At 43.3% G+C, this 20846-nt stretch carries 19 protein-coding genes; 11 read left to right on the forward strand and 8 right to left on the reverse strand.

Annotated features, from left to right (window positions below; all coding sequences use genetic code 11):
- The first annotated feature begins 56 nt into the window (after positions 1-56).
- The 4 genes from FTT73_RS11505 (at position 57) to FTT73_RS11520 (ending at position 4831) form a co-directional block, all read left to right on the forward strand.
- Positions 57-1178 (forward strand): CaiB/BaiF CoA-transferase family protein, encoded by a 1122-nt coding sequence (locus FTT73_RS11505; protein ID WP_180049519.1) that lies wholly within the window; start codon positions 57-59, stop codon positions 1176-1178.
- A 257-nt stretch (positions 1179-1435) separates the two neighbouring features.
- A complete protein-coding gene (locus FTT73_RS11510; protein ID WP_005098006.1) occupies positions 1436-3079 on the forward strand; it encodes a nitrite/sulfite reductase in 1644 nt (547 codons plus the stop codon).
- On the forward strand, positions 3072-3557 hold the full coding sequence (locus FTT73_RS11515) for a DUF934 domain-containing protein (protein WP_005098005.1): 486 nt from the start codon (positions 3072-3074) through the stop codon (positions 3555-3557). Before FTT73_RS11510 ends, FTT73_RS11515 begins: the two co-directional genes overlap by 8 nt.
- Positions 3558-3844: 287 nt before the next feature.
- Positions 3845-4831: a diaminopimelate dehydrogenase gene (locus tag FTT73_RS11520; protein WP_100535384.1), complete on the forward strand. Its 987-nt coding sequence runs from the start codon at positions 3845-3847 to the stop codon at positions 4829-4831.
- A 174-nt stretch (positions 4832-5005) separates the two neighbouring features.
- Here FTT73_RS11520 and FTT73_RS11525 read toward each other — a convergent pair whose 3' ends face one another.
- Positions 5006-6181, reverse strand: coding sequence for a thiolase family protein (locus FTT73_RS11525; RefSeq protein ID WP_159516686.1), 1176 nt, complete (start codon positions 6179-6181; stop codon positions 5006-5008).
- Between the two features lie 110 nt (positions 6182-6291).
- Positions 6292-6813: a GspH/FimT family pseudopilin gene (locus tag FTT73_RS11530; protein ID WP_180191456.1), complete on the reverse strand. Its 522-nt coding sequence runs from the start codon at positions 6811-6813 to the stop codon at positions 6292-6294.
- 375 nt (positions 6814-7188) lie between these two features.
- Between FTT73_RS11530 and omp38 the strand changes: the two genes are divergently transcribed.
- Together omp38 and FTT73_RS11540 are read left to right on the forward strand one after the other, a co-directional pair.
- A complete protein-coding gene (gene omp38, locus FTT73_RS11535) occupies positions 7189-8247 on the forward strand; it encodes an outer membrane protein Omp38 (RefSeq protein ID WP_180078651.1) in 1059 nt (352 codons plus the stop codon).
- A gap of 100 nt (positions 8248-8347) precedes the next feature.
- Positions 8348-8881, forward strand: a complete 534-nt coding sequence (locus tag FTT73_RS11540) for a peptidase C39 (protein ID WP_180078649.1) — start codon at positions 8348-8350, stop codon at positions 8879-8881.
- 52 nt (positions 8882-8933) lie between these two features.
- Here the strand turns inward: FTT73_RS11540 and FTT73_RS11545 are convergent, their stop codons facing one another.
- The 3 genes from FTT73_RS11545 to FTT73_RS11555 form a co-directional block, all read right to left on the reverse strand.
- On the reverse strand, positions 8934-10397 hold the full coding sequence (locus tag FTT73_RS11545) for an amino acid permease (protein ID WP_005097999.1): 1464 nt from the start codon (positions 10395-10397) through the stop codon (positions 8934-8936).
- Positions 10397-11431 carry a methyltransferase gene (locus FTT73_RS11550; protein WP_180078647.1) on the reverse strand — a complete coding sequence of 345 codons (1035 nt, stop codon included), beginning with the start codon at positions 11429-11431 and terminating at the stop codon, positions 10397-10399. The genes FTT73_RS11545 and FTT73_RS11550 overlap by 1 nt, the downstream gene beginning before the upstream one ends.
- Before the next feature lie 66 nt (positions 11432-11497).
- Positions 11498-12868 (reverse strand): uracil-xanthine permease family protein, encoded by a 1371-nt coding sequence (locus FTT73_RS11555; protein ID WP_005097996.1) that lies wholly within the window; start codon positions 12866-12868, stop codon positions 11498-11500.
- Between the two features lie 174 nt (positions 12869-13042).
- Between FTT73_RS11555 and typA the strand changes: the two genes are divergently transcribed.
- Positions 13043-14881 carry a translational GTPase TypA gene (gene typA / locus FTT73_RS11560; protein WP_005097994.1) on the forward strand — a complete coding sequence of 613 codons (1839 nt, stop codon included), beginning with the start codon at positions 13043-13045 and terminating at the stop codon, positions 14879-14881.
- 183 nt (positions 14882-15064) lie between these two features.
- On the forward strand, positions 15065-15505 hold the full coding sequence (gene mscL / locus FTT73_RS11565; protein WP_005097993.1) for a large conductance mechanosensitive channel protein MscL: 441 nt from the start codon (positions 15065-15067) through the stop codon (positions 15503-15505).
- Between the two features lie 100 nt (positions 15506-15605).
- On the opposite strand, the gene FTT73_RS11570 is transcribed toward mscL, so the two are convergent.
- Both FTT73_RS11570 and mutM read right to left on the reverse strand, forming a co-directional pair.
- Complete coding sequence (locus tag FTT73_RS11570; protein ID WP_004281718.1) at positions 15606-15890, reverse strand: peptidylprolyl isomerase; 285 nt, start codon at positions 15888-15890, stop codon at positions 15606-15608.
- The gene (gene mutM, locus FTT73_RS11575) at positions 15887-16747 is read right to left on the reverse strand and encodes a bifunctional DNA-formamidopyrimidine glycosylase/DNA-(apurinic or apyrimidinic site) lyase (protein ID WP_159516689.1); all 861 of its coding nucleotides are present in this window, start codon (positions 16745-16747) and stop codon (positions 15887-15889) included. Before mutM ends, FTT73_RS11570 begins: the two co-directional genes overlap by 4 nt.
- 397 nt (positions 16748-17144) lie before the next feature.
- Here mutM and FTT73_RS11580 point away from each other — a divergent pair, with 397 nt between their 5' ends.
- The 3 genes from FTT73_RS11580 (at position 17145) to FTT73_RS11590 (ending at position 20602) form a co-directional block, all read left to right on the forward strand.
- On the forward strand, positions 17145-18410 hold the full coding sequence (locus tag FTT73_RS11580; protein ID WP_180075564.1) for a carbohydrate porin: 1266 nt from the start codon (positions 17145-17147) through the stop codon (positions 18408-18410).
- 93 nt (positions 18411-18503) lie between these two features.
- Entirely contained in the window at positions 18504-19613 is a 1110-nt protein-coding gene (locus FTT73_RS11585; RefSeq protein WP_180191457.1) for an NADH:flavin oxidoreductase/NADH oxidase, read from the forward strand.
- Between the two features lie 62 nt (positions 19614-19675).
- Positions 19676-20602 (forward strand): AEC family transporter, encoded by a 927-nt coding sequence (locus FTT73_RS11590; protein ID WP_005097988.1) that lies wholly within the window; start codon positions 19676-19678, stop codon positions 20600-20602.
- A 1-nt stretch (position 20603) separates the two neighbouring features.
- On the opposite strand, the gene FTT73_RS11595 is transcribed toward FTT73_RS11590, so the two are convergent.
- Positions 20604-20846: a hypothetical protein gene (locus FTT73_RS11595; RefSeq protein ID WP_180191458.1), complete on the reverse strand. Its 243-nt coding sequence runs from the start codon at positions 20844-20846 to the stop codon at positions 20604-20606.

Genomic DNA, 20846 nt, shown 5'->3' on the forward strand with positions numbered 1-20846 from the left:
TGCATTTATGTTTCTATGATGCTGAAAAAAGCAATATAAGTAGAGCAAATACCCCAATGTCATATACCTTAAAAGGATTGAAAATTCTAGACTTTTCTACATTATTGCCGGGCCCATTCGCGACATTATATCTGGCTGATCTCGGCGCCGAGGTTGTGCATATTGAATCACCGACCCGCCCGGACCTGTTGCGATTAATGCCCCCCTTTGCCAATGGACAGGCCACTTCACAGAGTTATCTGAACCGAAACAAGCAATCGGTAGCACTGGATTTGAAAGATCCGACCAATATCGAACTGGTCAAATCCAAGATTGCAGATTATGACATTGTGATTGAGCAATTCCGTCCCGGCGTGATGCAACGGCTTGGGCTGGACTACTCAACCTTAAGCGAAATTAACCCCAAATTAATTTACTGTTCCATCACTGGCTATGGCCAAACCGGTACTTACAAAGCGAAAGCAGGACATGATATTAACTATCTGGCCTTGTCCGGTATTGCTGGACACAGTGGCCGGATTGAAAGTGGGCCACCTGCTTTAGGCATTCAGGTTGCCGATGTAGCCGGTGGTTCCATGCATGCCGTAATTGCGATTTTGGCGGCGGTGATCGAACGCCAGCGCAGCGGTAAAGGTCAATATATTGATATTTCCATGACCGATTGTGTGGTCACCATGAATAATCTGGCCGCATCTGCCAGTCTGGCCGGCAATCAGCATCAACGACCTGAGTCTGGCTATCTGAATGGCGGGACTTTCTATGACTATTATGCAACACAGGATGGACGTTATCTGTCGATTGGCAGTCTGGAACCTCAATTTATGCAGGGATTGGCACAGGCTTTAGAGCTGCCGATTATTCTAGAAAAAGGCAATTCTTTTGCTCCAGAAGATCATGCTGCGGTGAAACAGGCAATTCAAAATAGAATAAAGTCAAAACCATTAGCGGAATGGCAAACACTATTCGCAGCGCTGGATGTCTGTGTTGAGCCGGTGCTAAAACTTGAAGAAGCTTTGCATTCTGATTTAGCGCAACAGCGAGAATGGCTAGTACAGGTTCCATTAAAACCCGATAGTCAGCAGACCGAAGCACAACTGGCCTGTCCGATTAAATTTTCACGTTCAAAGATACGTTATGATTTTGTCGGTCAGTTTTTGGGTGAGAGTGAAAAATGGTAATATTTTTAATTATTTAAAAGACAAAAAAGGGTAAAAGATTGAAATATCACTATATGAAAATAACTGCTAATGATTGATGAATTAAAGCATTATTGCTTTAAAACTAAACTAAATGCGCTAAACCGTGATATCAGTGAAACTTTGGCAGGCTTATCAATAAAACAGCTATGAAATATGTATAAAAAGCATTTTATTGATAGGTTTAATCTCGCTATCCTTGCGTTCGATATAATAGAAACTACTAGCAGCTGTACGCCATGTATTTATATACTGATTTCGATCAGCAACTGATTAATGAACGTGTTGCACAGTTCCGTGATCAAACGGAACGTTATTTAGCCGGTAAACTCACCGAAGATGAGTATCGTCCGCTTCGTCTGCAAAATGGTCTGTATGTACAGCGTTATGCACCGATGTTACGTATTGCAGTGCCTTATGGTTTGATGAATTCAAAGCAACTGCGTAAAGTGGCTGATTTGGCTAAAGAATATGACCGTGGTTACGCGCATATTTCGACCCGTCAAAACATCCAGTTTAACTGGCCGGCACTGGAAAACGTACCTGATATGCTGGCTGAACTGGCGACCGTGCAAATGCATGCGATTCAGACCTCAGGCAACTGTATCCGTAATACCACGACGGATCAGTATGCCGGTGTAGTGGCTGGTGAAATTGCCGATCCGCGTCCGACCTGTGAATTGATCCGTCAATGGTCAACTTTCCATCCGGAATTTGCTTTCTTGCCACGTAAGTTCAAGATTGCAGTCTCTGCGCTTGAAGAAACCGACCGTGCAGCCACTGCATTTCACGATATCGGTGTATATATTGTGCGTAATGAAGCCGGCGAAATGGGCTATAAAATCAAAGTGGGTGGTGGTCTTGGCCGTACTCCAGTGATTGGCAGCTTTATCCGTGAGTTCCTGCCACGTGAAGACTTGATTGCTTATCTTGAAGCAGTGCTTCGTGTGTATAACTTGCATGGTCGTCGCGACAACAAATATAAAGCCCGTATCAAAATTTTGGTCAAAGCTTTAACGCCAGCGGTATTTGCTGAGAAAGTTGAAGCTGAATTTGCGCATACTGTTAAGACTTTGAAAATCGATGCAGACACCTTGGCAAAAATGGATGAAAACTTCACCCCATTTGATTATCAAGATTATGCAGATGAAGATTTTACTGAATTGTTTGCGCAATATCCAAAATTCAAACAGTGGTTCAATATCAATACCAATGCCCATAAAGTGAAAGGTTATCGTATTGTGACGATTTCACTGAAACGTGCCGGCATTGCACCGGGTGATGTCAGCACTGAAGAAATGAACCTGATTGCAGACCTTGCCGATCAGTACACTTTCGGTGAATTACGTACCACGCATGAACAAAATATCTCGCTGGTCGATGTGCCGCAAAAAGATTTGTTTGCTGTATGGCAAACCCTTGAACAAAACAATCTGGCACGCGCGCATATCGGTTTCTTGACCGACATCATCTGCTGCCCGGGCGGTGATTTCTGTTCATTGGCCAATGCAAAATCGATTCCGATTTCTGAAGCGATTTCACGCCGTTTTGATGATCTGGATACCATTTACAACTTGGGTAAACTGGACTTGAACATCTCTGGTTGTATGAATGCCTGTGGTCATCACCATGTCGGTAATATCGGGATCTTGGGTGTTGATAAAAAAGGCGCTGAATTCTACCAGATCACGCTTGGCGGTAATGCAGACCATGATGCCTCAATTGGCGACATTCTTGGGCCGTCATTTGCAGCAGATGTGGTGCCGGATATTGTAGAAGAAATTCTAAATACCTATCTTGATCTACGTCAGGACGCTGAAGAGTTTATCGATACTTATCGCCGTGTTGGCATCCAACCATTCAAGGAGCGTGCATATGCTTAATACCGCACTCGCAGTGCTCTCTAAAGATGGCACAGTGACAGAAAATACTTACCAGCTCATCGGTGAAGAGGGTGTTTTACCACAAGGTGATGTGGTTCTGACGGTAGATCAGTTAGATCAGCTTCGACATGTTTCAGGTAAAAAAGCATTGTACTTAACCGTTGATGCTTCACCTGAAAGCAATGAATTTCCGCTAGCTCAATTAGATGCAATCTTTATTGAATTCGCCGGTTTTAATGATGGCCGTGGCTATTCATTTGCGGCACTTTTACGCCGTCAAGGTTTCCAAGGCGAACTTCGTGCCACTGGTGATGTATTCAAAGATGTGTTGAACTACATGAAGCGTTCTGGTTTCGATACTTTCGTGATTAAAGAAGGTAAAGACATTCAGGAGGCGGCTGCCGGTTTAAATGATTTTAAAAATCCGTACCAAGCATCGACCGCGGTGAATCAGGCAAATTATCAAACAGGTGCCTAACCTGAAAGTTAAAAAGCTTGTCTGTAAATAAGTCTGTTTTTCTTATAAACAAAAAGCCTGCAATGCAGGCTTTTTGTTTGCTTTGGACGATAGATATGATTGTTTCTATACTATCCTGAATGCTTTAAATTGCTGCGAATTGCTGTAGCATAAGTATCTTTATGCTGAGAGTAACGCGAGCAGAGCGCTAATTTTCGAGTATGCAAAATCAATCAAGAGGGCGATTTTAATGGGATCGTCATCTGATTTATTTTTTTAATTTTTTCATGATGAAGTGACTTGTCTTTATGCAAAATTCTATCCGTATTGGTATTGCTGGTTATGGCAACTTGGGTCGTGGCGTTGAAACCGCCATTCAAAAGAATCCAGATTTACAACTTGTGGGTATTTTTACCCGTCGTGCGCCTGAAACGGTATCTCCTTGTTTCGCAGCAACCCAAGTGTTCCATATGGACTCACTGACAGATTTCCAAGATAAAATTGATGTGCTGATTTTATGTGGCGGTTCAAAAGACGACTTACCGCAACAAGGTCCGATCTTGGCCAGCCAGTTTAATATTGTCGATAGTTTTGACACCCACGCACGTATTCCTGAATATTATGCAGCGGTCGATGCACCTGCAACAGCCAGCAAGAAAACTGCGATGATCTCCATTGGTTGGGATCCAGGCATGTTCTCGATCAATCGCTTATTTGGTGAAGCTTTACTGCCAGACGGTGAAACCTATACTTTCTGGGGCAAAGGCTTAAGCCAGGGTCATTCAGATGCCATTCGTCGTGTAGAAGGTGTGAAAGCAGGGGTGCAATATACCATTCCTTCAACAGAAGCAATTGAGAAAGTACGTAGTGGTGTTCGTCCAGTATTAACGACCAAAGAAAAACATACCCGTGAGTGTTATGTGGTGCTTGCAGAGGGTGCAGATGCAGAAGCAGTGAAGCAAGCGATTGTGACCATGCCGGATTATTTTGCCGACTATGACACGACTGTGAATTTCATTGATGAAGTAACTTTAGCACAAGATCACCAGCGTATGCCGCATGGTGGTTTTGTGATTCGTAGTGGAAACACCAGTGATGCACATAAACAAGTGCTTGAGTTTTCATTAAAACTAGAAAGTAATCCAGAATTTACAGCCAGCGTTTTAGTTGCTTATGCACGTGCAACTTATCGTTTAAATCAAATGCAGCAGTATGGTGCAAAAACAGCATTTGATGTGGCACCGGGCTTGTTGTCAATGAAATCACCTGAGCAACTTCGTAAAGAAATTCTTTAAGTCTTATCATTTAAAGTACAGCTTTGAATATTTGACGATAAAAAGCCTCCAATCGGAGGCTTTTTGATTTCTAAAATTCCCCCTCCTTTATTAAAGGATGAGGAACGATGTTCCGCAAGAGGGGAGGATTTATAAAATCCCTCTAAATCTCTTTTTTAAAAGGGAGGCTTTTAATTAAAGCAACTCAATCGCCACAGCAGTCGCTTCACCGCCACCGATACAAAGTGCAGCAATACCACGTTTACCACCGGTACGTTTCAGCGCATGAATCAAAGTCAGGATAATACGTGAACCGGTTGAACCGACAGGATGACCCAGGGCACAGGCACCGCCATTAATATTGACTTTTTCAGGATCAAGCTTGAATTCATCCATTGGACACATGGTCACCATGGCAAAGGCTTCATTGATTTCCCAGAGGTCGACATCTTGAGCATTCCAGCCTGCTTTATCGAGAACCTTTTGAATTGCACCCACTGGCGCTATGGTAAATTCAGAAGGATGCTGTGAATTTGAAGCATAGGCAACAATTTTGGCCAAAGGATTTAAACCTTTTGCTGCGGCATGATCCGCTGAGCTAATCACCAGAGCTGATGCACCATCAGAAATTGAGCTGGCATTGGCAGCGGTAATGGTGCCGTCTTTGGCAAAGGCTGGACGCAGGGTTGGAATTTTATCAATATTGGCATTGAAGGGTTGTTCATCTTTATCAACAACCACATCACCTTTACGTGTTTTTACCGTAACTGCTACGATTTCATCAGAAAAATAGCCTTCATTCACAGCAGTTTGTGCACGTTTCAATGAGCGAATGGCGAAATCATCCATCTGTTCGCGAGTATAGCCTTTGGTATTTGCCATATCTTGGGCAAATGAACCCATCAAACGACCTGTCTCAGCATCTTCAAGACCATCTAGGAACATATGGTCTTTGATTTCACCATGCCCCATACGGAACCCGCCACGTGCCTTAGGCAGCACATAAGGTGCATTGGTCATTGATTCCATACCCCCTGCCACAACAATATGTGCAGAGCCGGCTTTAATCATATCGGCTGCTTGCATCACTGCTTTCATGCCAGAACCACATAGCTTATTAATGGTTACTGCCCCAGTCGAATCCGGAAGACCTGCCTGACGCATCGCTTGACGTGCAGGTCCCTGTTTTAAACCTGCAGGAAGAACACAACCCATAATGACTTCTTCAATATCTGCGGGTTGTAAACCTGCACGAGCAATTGCTTCTTTAATTGAAGCGGCACCAAGTTCAGGAGCAGTTACACTGGCAAGGCTGCCTTGAAAGCCACCCATGGCTGTACGTGCACCATTGACAATCACGATGTCGGTCATTGTTATATCTCCGTATAAGTTTTAATTAATTTCTCAAACATAAGCAGTATATTGAAAAAAAACTAGGATTGAAGGGTTAATCGCAGTCAATCTTAAACTGGATAGTTCTGTTAGCATGAGGAGAGGCTTTCTACCCGGATATGCCCCATTTTACTCAGTACAATACGCTGCTGGCTGGAGATTTGCGCCGAACAATAATAGAAACTGCCATTCGAACCAATCGGAAGGGCGGTACGTGCCTGATAAGTGACACTTGGTGAACTTAATGCGCCTCGCCAACTCAGGTTGCCATATTTAAGATTTAGAGCATCAATGTGTAAAATTTGTTCGCCCGCATCGACTTGCCGATTTTTATTTTTATCAATAAAGACCAGCATATTCTTATTCCATTGGTTAGATTGACAAGTCAGGGAATCCTGGCTTGGACAGATGACAATATTCTGATGAAACACTGCTGCCTGGCTGCGTGCATAGCGGTTAATCGCAGATAATTTGATTGGGATATTTTTGGCTTCCTGTTTGGAACGATACTCATGAAAGTAAGGTAAAGCAATACTGGCTAAAATTGCAATCACTGCAATACAGATAATTAACTCAACAATAGTGAACGCTCTTGTTATTTTTTTATACATAGAGTTACCTGATTTATATATTATTTTTATAAGAAACATGTTATTAATTATGCGTTTTTTATGCTTTGTTGAGCGTGTGATTTGGTCGTTACTCAAATTTCAAGAAAGCGATTAAAAAATAATTGGCAATCACAATAGGTCATTCAGAATAAAAAATTGAGTAAAAAATTACTGAATTACAACGGAAATTGTAAGTAATTTTGTCAATAATTTACTTGATTAAATTAATCAAGCACTTGGAAAAATAATAAAGTGTTTGTATGATGCCATGTGAATAGCTTAAGAATAAAACTGGGGTAATAAAAAGCCTATCTCAGGATGGCCTATTACGGGCTTGAGCTTGAACAACAATTGTTATCTCTGGAGGATAAATCCATGAAAATGAGTCGTATTGCTTTAGCTATGCTTGTAGCTGCACCTTTTGCTGTTGCAAATGCAGGCGTAACTGTTACTCCGTTGATGTTAGGTTATACATTCCAAGACACTCAGCACAACAATGGCGGTAATGATGGTGAGTTATTAGTTTCTAATCAAGGTGAAATGCAAGACGATTTATTCGTTGGTGCTGCGATTGGTGTAGAACTTACTCCTTGGTTAGGTTTTGAAGCTGAATACAGCCAAGTTAAAGGTGATGTTGACGGTGCTGAGCCTGGTGCAGAATATAAAGGCCAAAACATCGCAGGTAACTTCTACGCAACTTCTGATGTATTTACTGGTAACTATGACAGCAAGATCAAACCATATGCATTGTTAGGTGCTGGTCACTACAAATACAAATTTGATGGTGTAGATCGCGAAGGTCGTGGTAATGAAGAAGAAGGTACGCTAGGTAACGCTGGTATCGGTGCATTCTGGCACATCAACGATGCATTGGCACTACGTACTGAAGCTCGTGGTACTTACCACTTTGACGAAAAATTCTGGAACTATACAGCGCTTGCTGGTCTTAACGTAGTTCTAGGTGGTCGTCTGAAACCAGCTGCTCCAGTAGTAGAAGTTGCTCCAGTTGAGCCTGTAACTCCGGTTGCTCCAGCTCCACAAGAGTTGACTGAAGACCTGAACATGGAACTTCGTGTGTTCTTTGATACCAACAAATCAAACATCAAAGATCAATACAAACCAGAAATCGCAAAAGTTGCTGAGAAGCTAGTTGAATATCCAAACGCTACTGCTCGCATCGAAGGTCACACTGATAACACTGGTCCACGTGCACTGAACGAACGTTTATCTTTGGCTCGTGCTAACTCTGTTAAATCTTCACTTGTGAACGAATACAACGTAGATGCATCTCGTTTGTCTACTCAAGGTTTCGCTTGGGATCAACCGATTGCTGACAACAACACTAAAGAAGGTCGTGCTATGAACCGTCGTGTATTCGCGACGATCACTGGTAGCCGTACTGTACTAGTTGAAGGTCAACAACAAGCTCAATAATTAATTATTGAATTGTTAAAAAAGCGGCTCCTATGAGCCGCTTTTTTTATATCTGAATTTTGACTACACTGAGTCATTAAAGATGTAATTGAGTGATAACATGGGTGTTGAAATTCCTGAAGATTTACAAAATCTGGAAGCCAATAGCGGAATTTTCTCGATCTGGATGATTTTCCATCATTATGGAATTGACCTGCATATTCCGGACTTGGTTCAGCTCTGTCGTCACAATCCGGAAATGGGAGCCTCAACTATTGGCCTTGCAGTGGCTTTGCAGACGCTGGGACTGGATGTTGCTTTTTTTAGCGAATATGATGCAGATAAACAGCCAGTCGAGCTTGATTTTTATCAACAAGCACAGACACTTAAAATACCTGTTGAAGAGCGTGTGATCTCTTATGCAGAAATCCAGCAGCAGGTGGAAGCAGGCCGTTTCGTGATTGTTTTCTACGATACCTTAGAAGGGGTCGGTAATCATTCATTGATCTATGCAATAGATGAACATGAGATCAGTTTCTTTGACAGTTTTGATGCGATGCCGGCAGATGTATTCGAGCAGCAGCGTCAGGCAGAGGGGATCTGTCAGCAAGTGATTGTGATTGATGACCGTAATTTTGTCATGCGGCATAACTAATCTAAGAAATTAAAAAATCAGCCCGTAGGCTGATTTTTTAATTTCTGATGGTTTATTCCTGATCAAGTTTCATAGGTTGTACATCCATCTCTTGATAAGACACCAGTTTGGATTTTTTCTTCCATTTGTATCCGAACCAGATTGCTAGGAACAATGGAATACTGATATAGGTCGAGAGAACCCCCATCCATTGACCTGCCAGAACATCCTGATAGTTTTGACCAAGGACGACAATTGCACAGAGAATAAAAGCAAACCAAGGAGCAAAGGGGAAGAACTTGGCGCGATAAGCCAGATCTTCCAGTTTGTAGCCTTGAGCCAAGTAACCTTTGCGGAAGCGATAGTGTGAAATCGCAATCCCGAGCCAGACAATAAAGCCGCACATGCCCGACATATTGAGTAGCCAGTTAAAGACTTCCTGTTCACCGAAGAAGGTGGTCAGGAAACACAGTGCTGCGATTGCAGTGGTGGCATACAGGGCATTCATCGGTACACCACGTGGATCCAGACGGCCAAACAGTTTTGGCGCACTACCTTTACGTGCCATATCAAATAGCATGCGCGTAGAGGAATACATGCCTGAGTTACCCGCAGACAGAATGGCTGTCAAAATCACCGCATTCATAATGCTCGCAGCAAAGGCAAAGCCGGCCTTTTCATAGAGCAGGGTAAAAGGAGAAAGCGCAATATTGTCGGTCGCAGCCGCCTGTAATAAGCGTGGGTCATTGTAGGCAATTAATGTGCCGATAATGAAAATACACACGATATAAAATAACAGGATACGCCAGAAAATCTGCTTGATTGCCACCGGAATGGTTTTCTTTGGATCTTTCGATTCGCCCGCAGCCACCCCGACCATTTCGGTTCCTTGAAAGGAGAATCCGGCAATCATCGCCACGCCAATTAAGGCTTGGAAACCACCGACAAAAGGTGCGTCACCAATACTCCAGTTGGCAAATGCTTCTGCGCCTGGGGTCAGCATAATCTTCACGATCATCCAGATACCGATAATGATAAAGGCAATAATCGCGACAACTTTCACCAGAGAGAAGAAGAATTCAGATTCACCAAAGCCTTTAACTGTCAGGGCATTAATCCCAAAAATAATGGCCAGGAAAATTGCACTCCAATAAACACCAGGAATATCGGGAAACCAGAATTTCATGATGAACTGAACGGCAACCAGCTCAAAAGCTACGGTAATGGCCCAGTTGTACCAGTAGTTCCAGCCCAAGGCGAAACCAAAACCGCCCTCGACATATTTAGTGCCATAAGTGAAAAATGCACCCGAGGTGGGATTATGCGTGGCGAGTTCGCCCAAACTGGTCATCAAGAAATAAATCATGACACCAATCAGTGCATAAGCAAGTAGTGCTCCGCCTGGCCCGGCATTGGCAATGGTCGCACCCGAGGCCAGGAATAGACCTGTACCGATGGATCCGCCAATAGCGATCATATTCAGATGACGAGCACCCAGCTTACGCTGCAGCTGCATCGTATTTTGCGTTTCGCTCATCACGATTCCTTAACATTTTTTTGTGTGCTAGCGAACAGCACTTTAAAGCCTTGTTGATCCGCTTTCACTGTGCAGCGACCAAAGTTTTGTTCAATCAGGGTCGGGTAGTTTAAGAAACGGTTGGCCACGATCCAAAGCTCGCCACCTGATTTTAAATGACGACGCGAAGTTTTACACAAGGTTTCGCTGGCCGTGTAATCGGTCTCGATTCCCATATGAAAAGGCGGATTGCTGACAATGGCATGCAAGAACAAGGGTGCATCAGCAATGCCAGTGACCGCTTTAATTTCGATCTGTTCAGGGCTAAGCTGGTTTTCATCAAAGGTCATTTGGGTGGAGGCCAGCGCAAAGGCATCCACATCCATGGCAAAAATCCGGTTTTTCGGATTCAACTTTGCCAGATACGCACTAATTACACCTGCGCCACAACCAAAGTCAGCGATTTTACCCGAGGTGACTTGTGATAAATAAGGTAATAAGGTGGCAGTCCCAATATCTAAACGGTTTTGACTAAACACGCCTGGCAGGGCACAAATATTCAGGTCACCATTCGGGGTCGAGATGCTATAACGCTGTGCCCAGTCAGCAAGTGATTTTTTCTCGACCGTGTGGTCTAGAACCAGTTGCCAAAGCTGGCAATGACGTGCGCTATCCAGTTTGAGGGTTTTACCATAAGGCTGCAACTGTTTGGCTGCACGCTCTATCCCGCCTTTCTTTTCACCGACCAGGAAAATACTGCTGCCCGGTTTAAGTTGTGCTGCCACATTATGCAGTAAATAATTGAGCAGTTCTTTAGACTTGGGTACAAAAATAACCGCCTGATCAAACTCAGCTTCAGGCATCTCTGCGCCAAAGTGGACATCTGCTTGTTGCGACTGGAAATATTGAAAATCATTAAAATTCCATGTCCAGACAGCGGGATTGATAGAGGCATCGAATTCAGCGAGTAGATCATCTGTCGGTGCATTAATGAGTAAGATGCGACCCGACAAAAAATCATATTGTCTTAATAAAACTTCGCTTTTAGGATCCATAGGTATCTCTCCAATATAAAGAACACTGCCTAAGTCTGACCTAGACAGTGTTCTTTGGACATGAAATTACTTCTTTGTTTCAGGAAGTACAACATTCAGAATAAGGGCAGCAATACCGCCAGTGGCAACGCCTGAGCTAAAGATATTACGGAATAACTCAGGAAGATGCTCAAGAATTTGTGGAACTTGTGCAACACCTAAACCCAGTGCCAGTGAAATCGCAATAATCAGCAAGGCACGGCGGTCCAGATGTACGCCAGACAGAATATTAATGCCGGAAGCTGCTACTGCACCAAACATCACCATCACTGCACCACCCAGTACCGCTTGCGGAACCGCCTGGATAATCCCGGCAACCGCAGGCAGCAAACCCAGAATGATCAGTAAAGCAGCAATCCAGATGCCGACATAACGGCTCGCTACACCCGTCAACTGAATCACACCGTTATTTTGTGCAAATACCGAACTTGGGAAGGTGTTAAAAATACCGGCAAGGAATGAATTGGCGCCATTGACCAGTACACCGCCTTTAATGCGCTGCATCCATTTTGGCCCATCGACTGGCTGGTTAGAAAGCTTTGAGGTCGCCGTGATATCGCCAATCGCTTCTAAAGAGGTCACCAGATAAATGAATGCCATCGGAATAAACAGGCTCCAGGAGAAGCTTAAACCGAAATGCATTGGAGTTGGAATCTGTACCAGTGGGGCATCTTTTAAGCCGGAAAAATCCAGATGGCCCATAAAGCCGGCCAGAATATAACCACAAACCAGGGCAATCAAAATGGCAGAACTTTTTACCCAGGTAATCCGGATACGGTTCAGGATAATGATCAGCGCCAAGACTGTGCAGGACATGATCAGGTTGTCTGCATTGGCAAAAGTTTTATCGCTCATGGCCTGATAACCACCGCCCATACTGATTAGACCTTCTTTAATTAAGGTTAAACCAATCAGAAGGACGACAATCCCGGTCACCAAAGGGGTAATCAGTTTTTTTATCCAAGGCAGAATCTGGGACACGCCCATTTCAATAAATGCACCTGCAATCACCACACCAAAAATTGCTGCCATGACTGACTCAACTGGCGTACCGGCAGCAACCATGGCTGAACCAATACCAATAATTGGGCCGATAAAGTTAAAGCTGGTTCCCTGAACAATCAACAGACCGGCACCAAAAGGTCCGACTTTTTTAGACTGTAAAAAAGTCGCGATACCTGAGATCACCAGGGACATGGATAAAATCATGTTGGTGTCTTCTTTGGATACCCCAAGTGCCAGACAAATTAGCAAGCCAGGGGTCACGATCGGGACAATAATTGCCAATAAATGTTGGAATGCAGCTAAAAAAGCAATAAATGGTTTTGGACGATCATCCAGACCATATACCAGGTCGAGTTGATCTTTAGGAGGAGGAGATTGATTAAAATCAGACATGTGTCAATGCAAATTAAGGCAGGGTGGCGCTATTCTAATCGAGTTACACGCCTTTACAAAATCAAAAAAAGCCCATCTCCTTAAAAAAAGTTGAGGAGTGTGGTAACAGTGACTATAAAAGTTTTGTATTTTTCTGTATAATTTGCCCTCAAATTACATACGCATTGAATTTACATGTCAGATATTAAAACTCTCCGTAACATCGCCATTATTGCGCACGTCGATCATGGTAAAACCACTCTTGTAGACAAACTTTTGCAACAATCAGGTGCTCTCGGTGATCGCGCGGGTGAGATTGAGCGTGTCATGGATTCTGGCGCTATCGAAAGTGAACGTGGTATTACCATTCTTGCAAAAAACACTGCAATTAAATGGACGGATGCACGTACCAATACTGAATATCGCATTAACATCGTGGACACCCCGGGACACGCCGACTTCGGTGGTGAAGTTGAACGTGTAATGTCGATGGTTGACTGCGTACTTCTTCTTGTCGATTCACAAGAAGGCCCGATGCCACAAACACGTTTCGTAACGCAAAAAGCGTTCGCACGTGGTTTGAAGCCAATCGTAATTATTAACAAAGTTGATAAGCCAAGCGCACGTCCAGACTGGGTGATTGACCAGGTATTCGATTTGTTCGATAACTTAGGTGGTTCTGACGAACAGTTAGACTTCCCGGTCGTTTATGCATCTGGTCTTCGTGGTGTGGCGGGTCCTTCTCCAGAAGAACTTGCTGACGACATGACGCCATTGTTCCAAACAATTGTAGACATCGTTGAACCGCCAGCAGTTGACGTTGATGGTCCATTTCAAATGCAAGTGTCTTCACTTGACTATAACAGCTTCGTAGGCGTTATCGGTGTTGGTCGTATTCAACGTGGTTCAGTTAAATTGAACACGCAAGTGACTGTAATCGATAAAGAAGGCAAAACACGTAACGGTCGTATCTTAAAAATCATGGGTTATCATGGTTTAGATCGTGTGGACATCGAAGAAGCCAATGCAGGTGATATCGTTTGCGTAACAGGTATCGATGCATTGAACATTTCTGACACGATTTGTGATCCGAAAGCTGTTGAAGCGCTTCCACCGCTTTCTGTAGATGAACCTACAGTCACAATGACATTCCAGGTAAACAACTCACCGTTTGCTGGTAAAGAAGGTAAATTCGTAACTTCACGTAACATTCGTGAGCGTCTAGATCGCGAATTGATCCACAACGTCGCATTACGTGTTGAAGACACTGACAGTCCTGACCGTTTCAAAGTGTCTGGCCGTGGTGAACTTCACCTTTCAGTTTTAATTGAGAACATGCGCCGTGAAGGCTTCGAGATGGGTGTATCTCGTCCGCAAGTCATCTTGAAAGAAATTGACGGTCAAATGCAAGAACCGTACGAAAACGTGACGTTTGACGTTGAAGAACAGCACCAAGGTTCTGTAATGGAGCAAATGGGCAGCCGTAAAGGCGAGATGACCAATATGGAAGTTGACGGTAAAGGCCGTATCCGTATTGAAGCAACTGTTCCTTCACGTGGCTTGATCGGTTTCCGTTCTGAATTCATGACGATGACTTCAGGTACGGGTATCATGACATCAAGCTTCTCGCATTATGGTCCAATGAAACAAGGCCAAGTTGCGAAACGTCAAAACGGTGTGTTGATCTCTATGGTTCAAGGTACTTGCCTGGGCTATGCATTGTTCACATTACAAGACCGTGGTCGTCTATTCGCTAAGCCTCAGTTAGAAGTTTACGAAGGTATGATTATTGGTATTAACTCACGTTCTGACGACATGACTGTGAACCCGACTAAGGCAAAACAGTTAACCAACGTACGTGCATCTGGTACTGATGAAGCATTAACACTTGTTCCTGCAGTTGAATATACGCTTGAACAAGCGCTTGAATTCATTGAAGATGACGAACTAGTTGAAGTAACACCGAAGTCAATCCGTATCCGTAAGCGTTATTTGACTGAAAACGAACGTAAACGTAACCGTTCAGGTAAATAATCTGTAGATTATTGATCTAAGATTCCTAAAGCCGCAATCTTTTCAAAGGTTGCGGTTTTTTTGTATTAAAATTTTAACTAGAACAATAAAAATTATAAAAAACAGTATCTTATATGGAAATGCAATCACTTATAATTAATGTATAATTCATCACAAACTTTAAAATGAATTATTGGAGAAAAAATGAGTATTATTCAAGAATTTAAAGAGTTTGCTGTCAAAGGCAATGTGATGGACCTCGCGGTCGGTGTCATTATTGGTGGAGCATTTGGTAAAATTATTGATTCTTTTGTAAAAGATATCATCATGCCAATCGTTAGCTGGATTTTAGGTGGGGATGTTGACTATTCTAACTGGTTCCTGGTACTGGGTGATAATCCTAATAATGTCACTTCTTTGGCAAATGCACAGGCTGAAGGCCTGAATGTATTTGCTTATGGTAACTTCCTAACGATTCTGATTAATTTCCTGTTGTTGGCATGGGTGGTATTCTTACTGGTGAAAATGATGAATAAACTTCGTCGTAAACAGGCAGAAGAAGCACCTGCACCTGAAGCCACCCCTGAAGATATCGAATTATTGCGTGAAATTCGTGATGAATTGAAAAAACGTCCTGAAGCATAAGCGTTCTGACACAAATAAAAAACGGCGCCTCTTGTGCCGTTTTTTTAATCCTCCTAAATCCCCCCTTTTGTTAAAGGGAGGTGGGGAGAGATTTATAAGATTAAAAATCCATCCGGAACTTAATTTCTACCAAATGAAAACCAAACTGGCTTTTGACCGGACCATGTAAGACCCGTTCAGCAGCCGTAAACACCAGCTTATCAATGACAGGCACCAGTTGGCCTTTTTTCACTTCGCCCAGTTCTCCGCCACGCTTGGCAGAATTACAGGTTGAATATTGTTTGGCGATTTTATTAAAGTCAGCGCCACTCAAAATCTTCTTTTTAAGCTGCTCGGCAGTTTCTTTATCTTTAACCAGAATATGACGCACAATGGCTGTTTTCATGACTTTTCCCCTCGTACAGTTGCCAGTTTTTTGACAGGGAGTTGCATCTTTTTCAAAGGCTGACATTCTGGACAGAACACAGAAGCACGTTGTCCCAGTTTAATATTTTCAAGCGTGGTCTCACAGTTCACGCACATTTCCCCGGCACGACCATAGGCCAGCAGCGTTTGCTGAAAATAGCCATTTTCCCCCATGGCGTTGGTGTAATCCCGTAATGTCGACCCGCCTAAATCAATGGCCTGTTTTAATATGCGCTTGATTTCCAGCACTAATTTTTCGATCTGTGCCAAGCTTAAAGTCGAGGCGGGTTGTGCTGGATGAATGCCCATATTGAACAGACTTTCGGTTGCATAAATATTGCCGACACCTACCACCACATGGTTATCCATAATCGCAACTTTGGTGCCAACATTTTTATTTTTCAATTTTTCAAATAAATACTGAGAATTAAAATTTTCACTCAGGGGTTCTGGTCCCAGCGTATCAATCAGTTTGCTTTGTGACTGCGCATCCAGCCATAAAATACAGCCAAAACGACGCGGATCATGATAACGCAATTCAATATCATCAAACTGAATAATCAGATGATCATGTTTGCGTAATTCTTCAGTTGTTTCACACAAACGAAAGCTGCCAGACATGCCTAAATGCCAGAGCATGGTGTCGTGCTCAAACTCAGCCAGAATATATTTGGAACGGCGCGACAGGTTGAGTAATTTCTGCCCGACCAGCTTTTGTATATTTTCGGGAATGGGCCAGCGCAAACTTGACTGACGGATTTCAACCCGTTTTACACGTTGTTCTAACAAGGGTAATAAACTGGTTTTGGTGGTTTCTACTTCTGGTAATTCAGGCATAACACATCAGAGGCGAGGGAGATGCAGCTAATATTGGGCGAATTTACGGAGATTACAAGTCTTAATGGGGATGCAACCATTAGAAAATGACTGGGGATTTCATGTTTATTGGAGGTGTAAGAGCTTAAAGAATAAGCTGTTTTTTTGCATGTTTAGACCAAAAATTAAAGAAATAAAAGGAATGAAAAAATAAATAAATCCTAAGTTTTTGAAAAACATATAAATAATTTAACTATTTTGAAATAAAATTATATTTTTTGTATTAAGGCATAACTAAAAGTTTAATCAATAATAAAAAAAATAATAAGAATTTATAGGAAAAGTTATGTAAATTCATGCACCTAATAACAATTTTAAAAACCTTGCTTGTTTTTCTCTCCGAATGTTTAGGTTTTACATGAAATATTTAGGTTTCGCTTTATTGTCATTAATGGCTGCCATGACAACCGCGCAGGCAGAATCTGCATTTGATCCGCAAGGTCAATATTTACTGGGGGACTGGAATGGTCAACGTACAGAACTGGCTCAGCAAGGAATTAAATTTGAAGCCAATCTGCTAACTGATACAGCCTATCTTGCGGATGGTGGCCGGAATGCAGGCGCAGATCCATTAACTTCTGCCCAGTTATGGTTGGGAACTCAACTGGACCTGGAAAAACTGGCAGGATGGAACGGTGTCACGGTACGTGCTGCAATGAGTGCGCGCCAAGGCCAAAGTACGTCTATCCGTGATTTGCAAGATCCATCAGCGCCACAGATGGCCAATGCACAAGGTACGTTTGGGCGTGGCAATCAGGATAGCCGTCTGAGTGAACTTTCGATTGAAAAGAATTATAAAGAGCAAGGACTGAGTATTAAGGCTGGCCGTTTGGGTCTGGGCATGGACTTTAATGTGATGGCCTGTGACTTTGCCAGTACAGCATTTTGTGCTGCGCAGATGGGTAAATGGCAAGGCAATATCTGGATGAACACGCCAGTATCACAATGGGGTGCGCGTATAAAGCAGCAGCTAAACCCTGAACTTGCAGTACAAGTCGGTGTTTATGAGTTTAATCCGGACAATGGCAATGGTGCTAAAGAAGGTCAAGGCTGGAGTTTGGATACTAAGCATGCCGATGGCGTGACCATTCCAGCAGAAATTGTATGGACACCCAAATCACTCATCAATAACTTGCCGGGTAGCTACCGTGTGGGTGGGATGTACAATACTGCGGATGATCCAATCAATCAAAAAGATATTGTCACTGGCCAAGCTGAAGATCGTACCTTTGCAGGCTGGTTGGCCATCGAACAGCAATTAACTTCAACAGGTCAGGGGCGTCAGGGCCTGCATTCATTTGCCAATTTCACCTGGCATGACCGTGTAACCAATAAAGTCGATCATTCACAACAGCTTGGGGTGAAATATATTGGCCTGCTCGACAGTCAACCGAATGATATTTTGGGTCTGGCAGTTAACCGTGTGCACGTGAATAATCGCTTTGCAGATTCGCGTCCAGCATTCAATGCCGATGCAGAATACAATATCGAACTTAACTATAGCTATAATGCAACAAAATGGCTGATGCTACGTCCAAACCTGCAATATGTAGTCAATCCAGGGGCAACCAACAACGTAGATAATGCACTGCTACTTGGTTTAACCAGCCGCATCATCTTCTAAAAAGTGATCGTTCACGTTATAACTAAACAGGCTTTTTAAAGCCTGTTTTTTATTGCCCGATCATACTTCACATGAATAAAGAGGGATTGCCACGTGACATTATTATTTCAACCGCTAAAGTTTGGTTCATTATCACTCAGCAATAAAATTATTATTGCACCCATGTGTCAATATTCAGCCACAGATGAGGGTGAAATCACGTATTGGCATGAGCAGCAATGGGCGAATTATGCGCTCTCTGGCGCCGGACTCTGTATTGTCGAGGCGACTGCTGTACAACCAGAAGGTCGTATCAGTTATGCAGACCTGGGATTGTGGAATGATCAGCAAGCTGCCCAGATCAAAGCATTATTGGCCAAAGTTAAATCTATATCGCCAATGCCATTTGCTATCCAGCTTGCACATGCCGGACGTAAAGCCTCTACAGATAAACCATGGGCAGGTAGAGGCCAGTTTAAACCGGATGAGGCACATGGCTGGCAAACTGTTTCTGCCAGTGATCTTCCTTTTCAGGCAGACGAACATCCTCCTAAAGCGCTGAATCAGGCAGAGATTGATCAGGTCATTGCAGACTTTGCAGAAAGTGCCAAACGCGCAGTTGATGCAGGCTTTGACCTGATTGAACTACATGCAGCACATGGTTATCTGTTACATCAGTTTATGTCGCCACTTTCCAATAAGCGTGAGGATAAATATGGTGGTTCACTGGAAAACCGGATTCGCCTGACGCTGGAAGTATTGCAAGCCATGAAGGCAGCAGTTCCGGAAGATTATCCAATCGGAGTGCGTATTTCAGCGAGTGACTGGATGGAGCATGAGGATAGCTGGAATGTTGATTCTTCGGTTGAACTCTCTAAAGCCCTCGAAGCGATGGGCGCAGCTTATATTCATATTTCCAGTGCCGGTTTACATGTCAAACAGAACATTGATGTGAAACCGAACTATCAAGTACCTTTTGCAGATATCATCAAAAAAGCCGTCAATATTCCGGTAATTGCTGTAGGTTTAATTACCGAAGCAGAACAGGCAGAACATATTCTGCAAAAAGGGCAGGCCGATGCTATCGCTATTGCACGGGCGATTCTCTACGATCCACATTGGCCTTGGCATGCAGCTGCGGCACTTGAAGAAAAACTAAAGATTTCACCCCAATATCTTCGCAGTGCCCCGCATGGTCTAAACCATCTGTTTGAGCCTTTTTAACAATCTTTTCTAAGCAGGAAGGTCGTATAATAGTCACTCATTGCAAATGAGGACGCTGCATTATGATTTTTGCGGTCATTGTGCCCATTTTTTTATTGTTGGCACTGGGTTATCTGACTGTAAAAAGTCAAGTGTTAGATAAAGAGCAAGTGGGTACAGTCGGTGCTTTTGTCATTAAAGTGGCGTTGCCTCTGCTGTTTTTCCAGTCTCTCGCCTCTAAAGACCTGCATGAAATCTGGTATTTTGAATACTTTGCGGTGTATAGCAGCGTAACTTTACTGCTCTATGGTAGCGGTTTCTGGATGATGCGCCGTTATTTTCAGAATACGCATTCGCAGAGTGCAGTATTGTCACTGGGCGCCGCGATGTCGAATACCGGACTTATTGGTACGGCCGTGCTTAGTCTGTTAATCGGGCAGCAGGCCATGACTTATACTTCTCTGGTGGTCATCATTGAAAGTATGTTGCTGATTCCTTTGGTACTGGTCATGGCTGCGCTGGGAACACAGCATCAGGCAAATCTTGGCTCCATTTTTAAAAGTGTGGTGCTGACTTTAGTAACAAACCCCTTATTTATGGGGGTCGTACTGGGTATGGCCTGTGCGATTTTCCAGATTAAAATTCCGCTCTATATCGATCAGGTTTTTGCCTTGATCGGACAGACAGCATCGCCATTGGCCTTGTTTGCAATTGGTGGCGGTATTGTGGGAATGAGCCTGAAATACGTTAATCTGCAAAGTTTCTATCTGGTGTTTTCTAACAACATTATGATGCCGCTGCTGATGTATCTTGGCCTCAGTCAATTGACCAGTTTAAGTCAGGAAATGGTTCATGCGGGTACTTTGATTGCTGCCTTACCGATGCCAACAATCTTCGGTATGTTGGGACAGGCCTATGGTTTAAATGATCGAGCCTTAACACCACTGCTGATGAGCACCATCGCTGGTTTTATCGTGACCAGCGGCCTAATTGCCTTGTGGTGGGGATAGCTCATTCCAGGATTGATTCTCTCCTTATAAAAAGCCCCATATTGGCATTTTCTTTTTTAAATTTATGATTATATTTTACAAGTAGAAAAGTCAGCCGCAACTGTTTGAGGCATACGGTGTATTGTACCGCAAGATTAAAAATGATTGTTTTTGCGACAAATTTACCAGTGGATGCTGGCTGACGAGTTTTGCGATGAGAGTATGGCTCCGCAAGATACTTTTCTTGCGAAGCTCCGCTTTTCAT

It is taken from the genome of Acinetobacter sp. YH01006, from assembly GCF_013420445.1.
Taxonomy (GTDB): Bacteria; Pseudomonadota; Gammaproteobacteria; order Pseudomonadales; family Moraxellaceae; genus Acinetobacter; species Acinetobacter pseudolwoffii.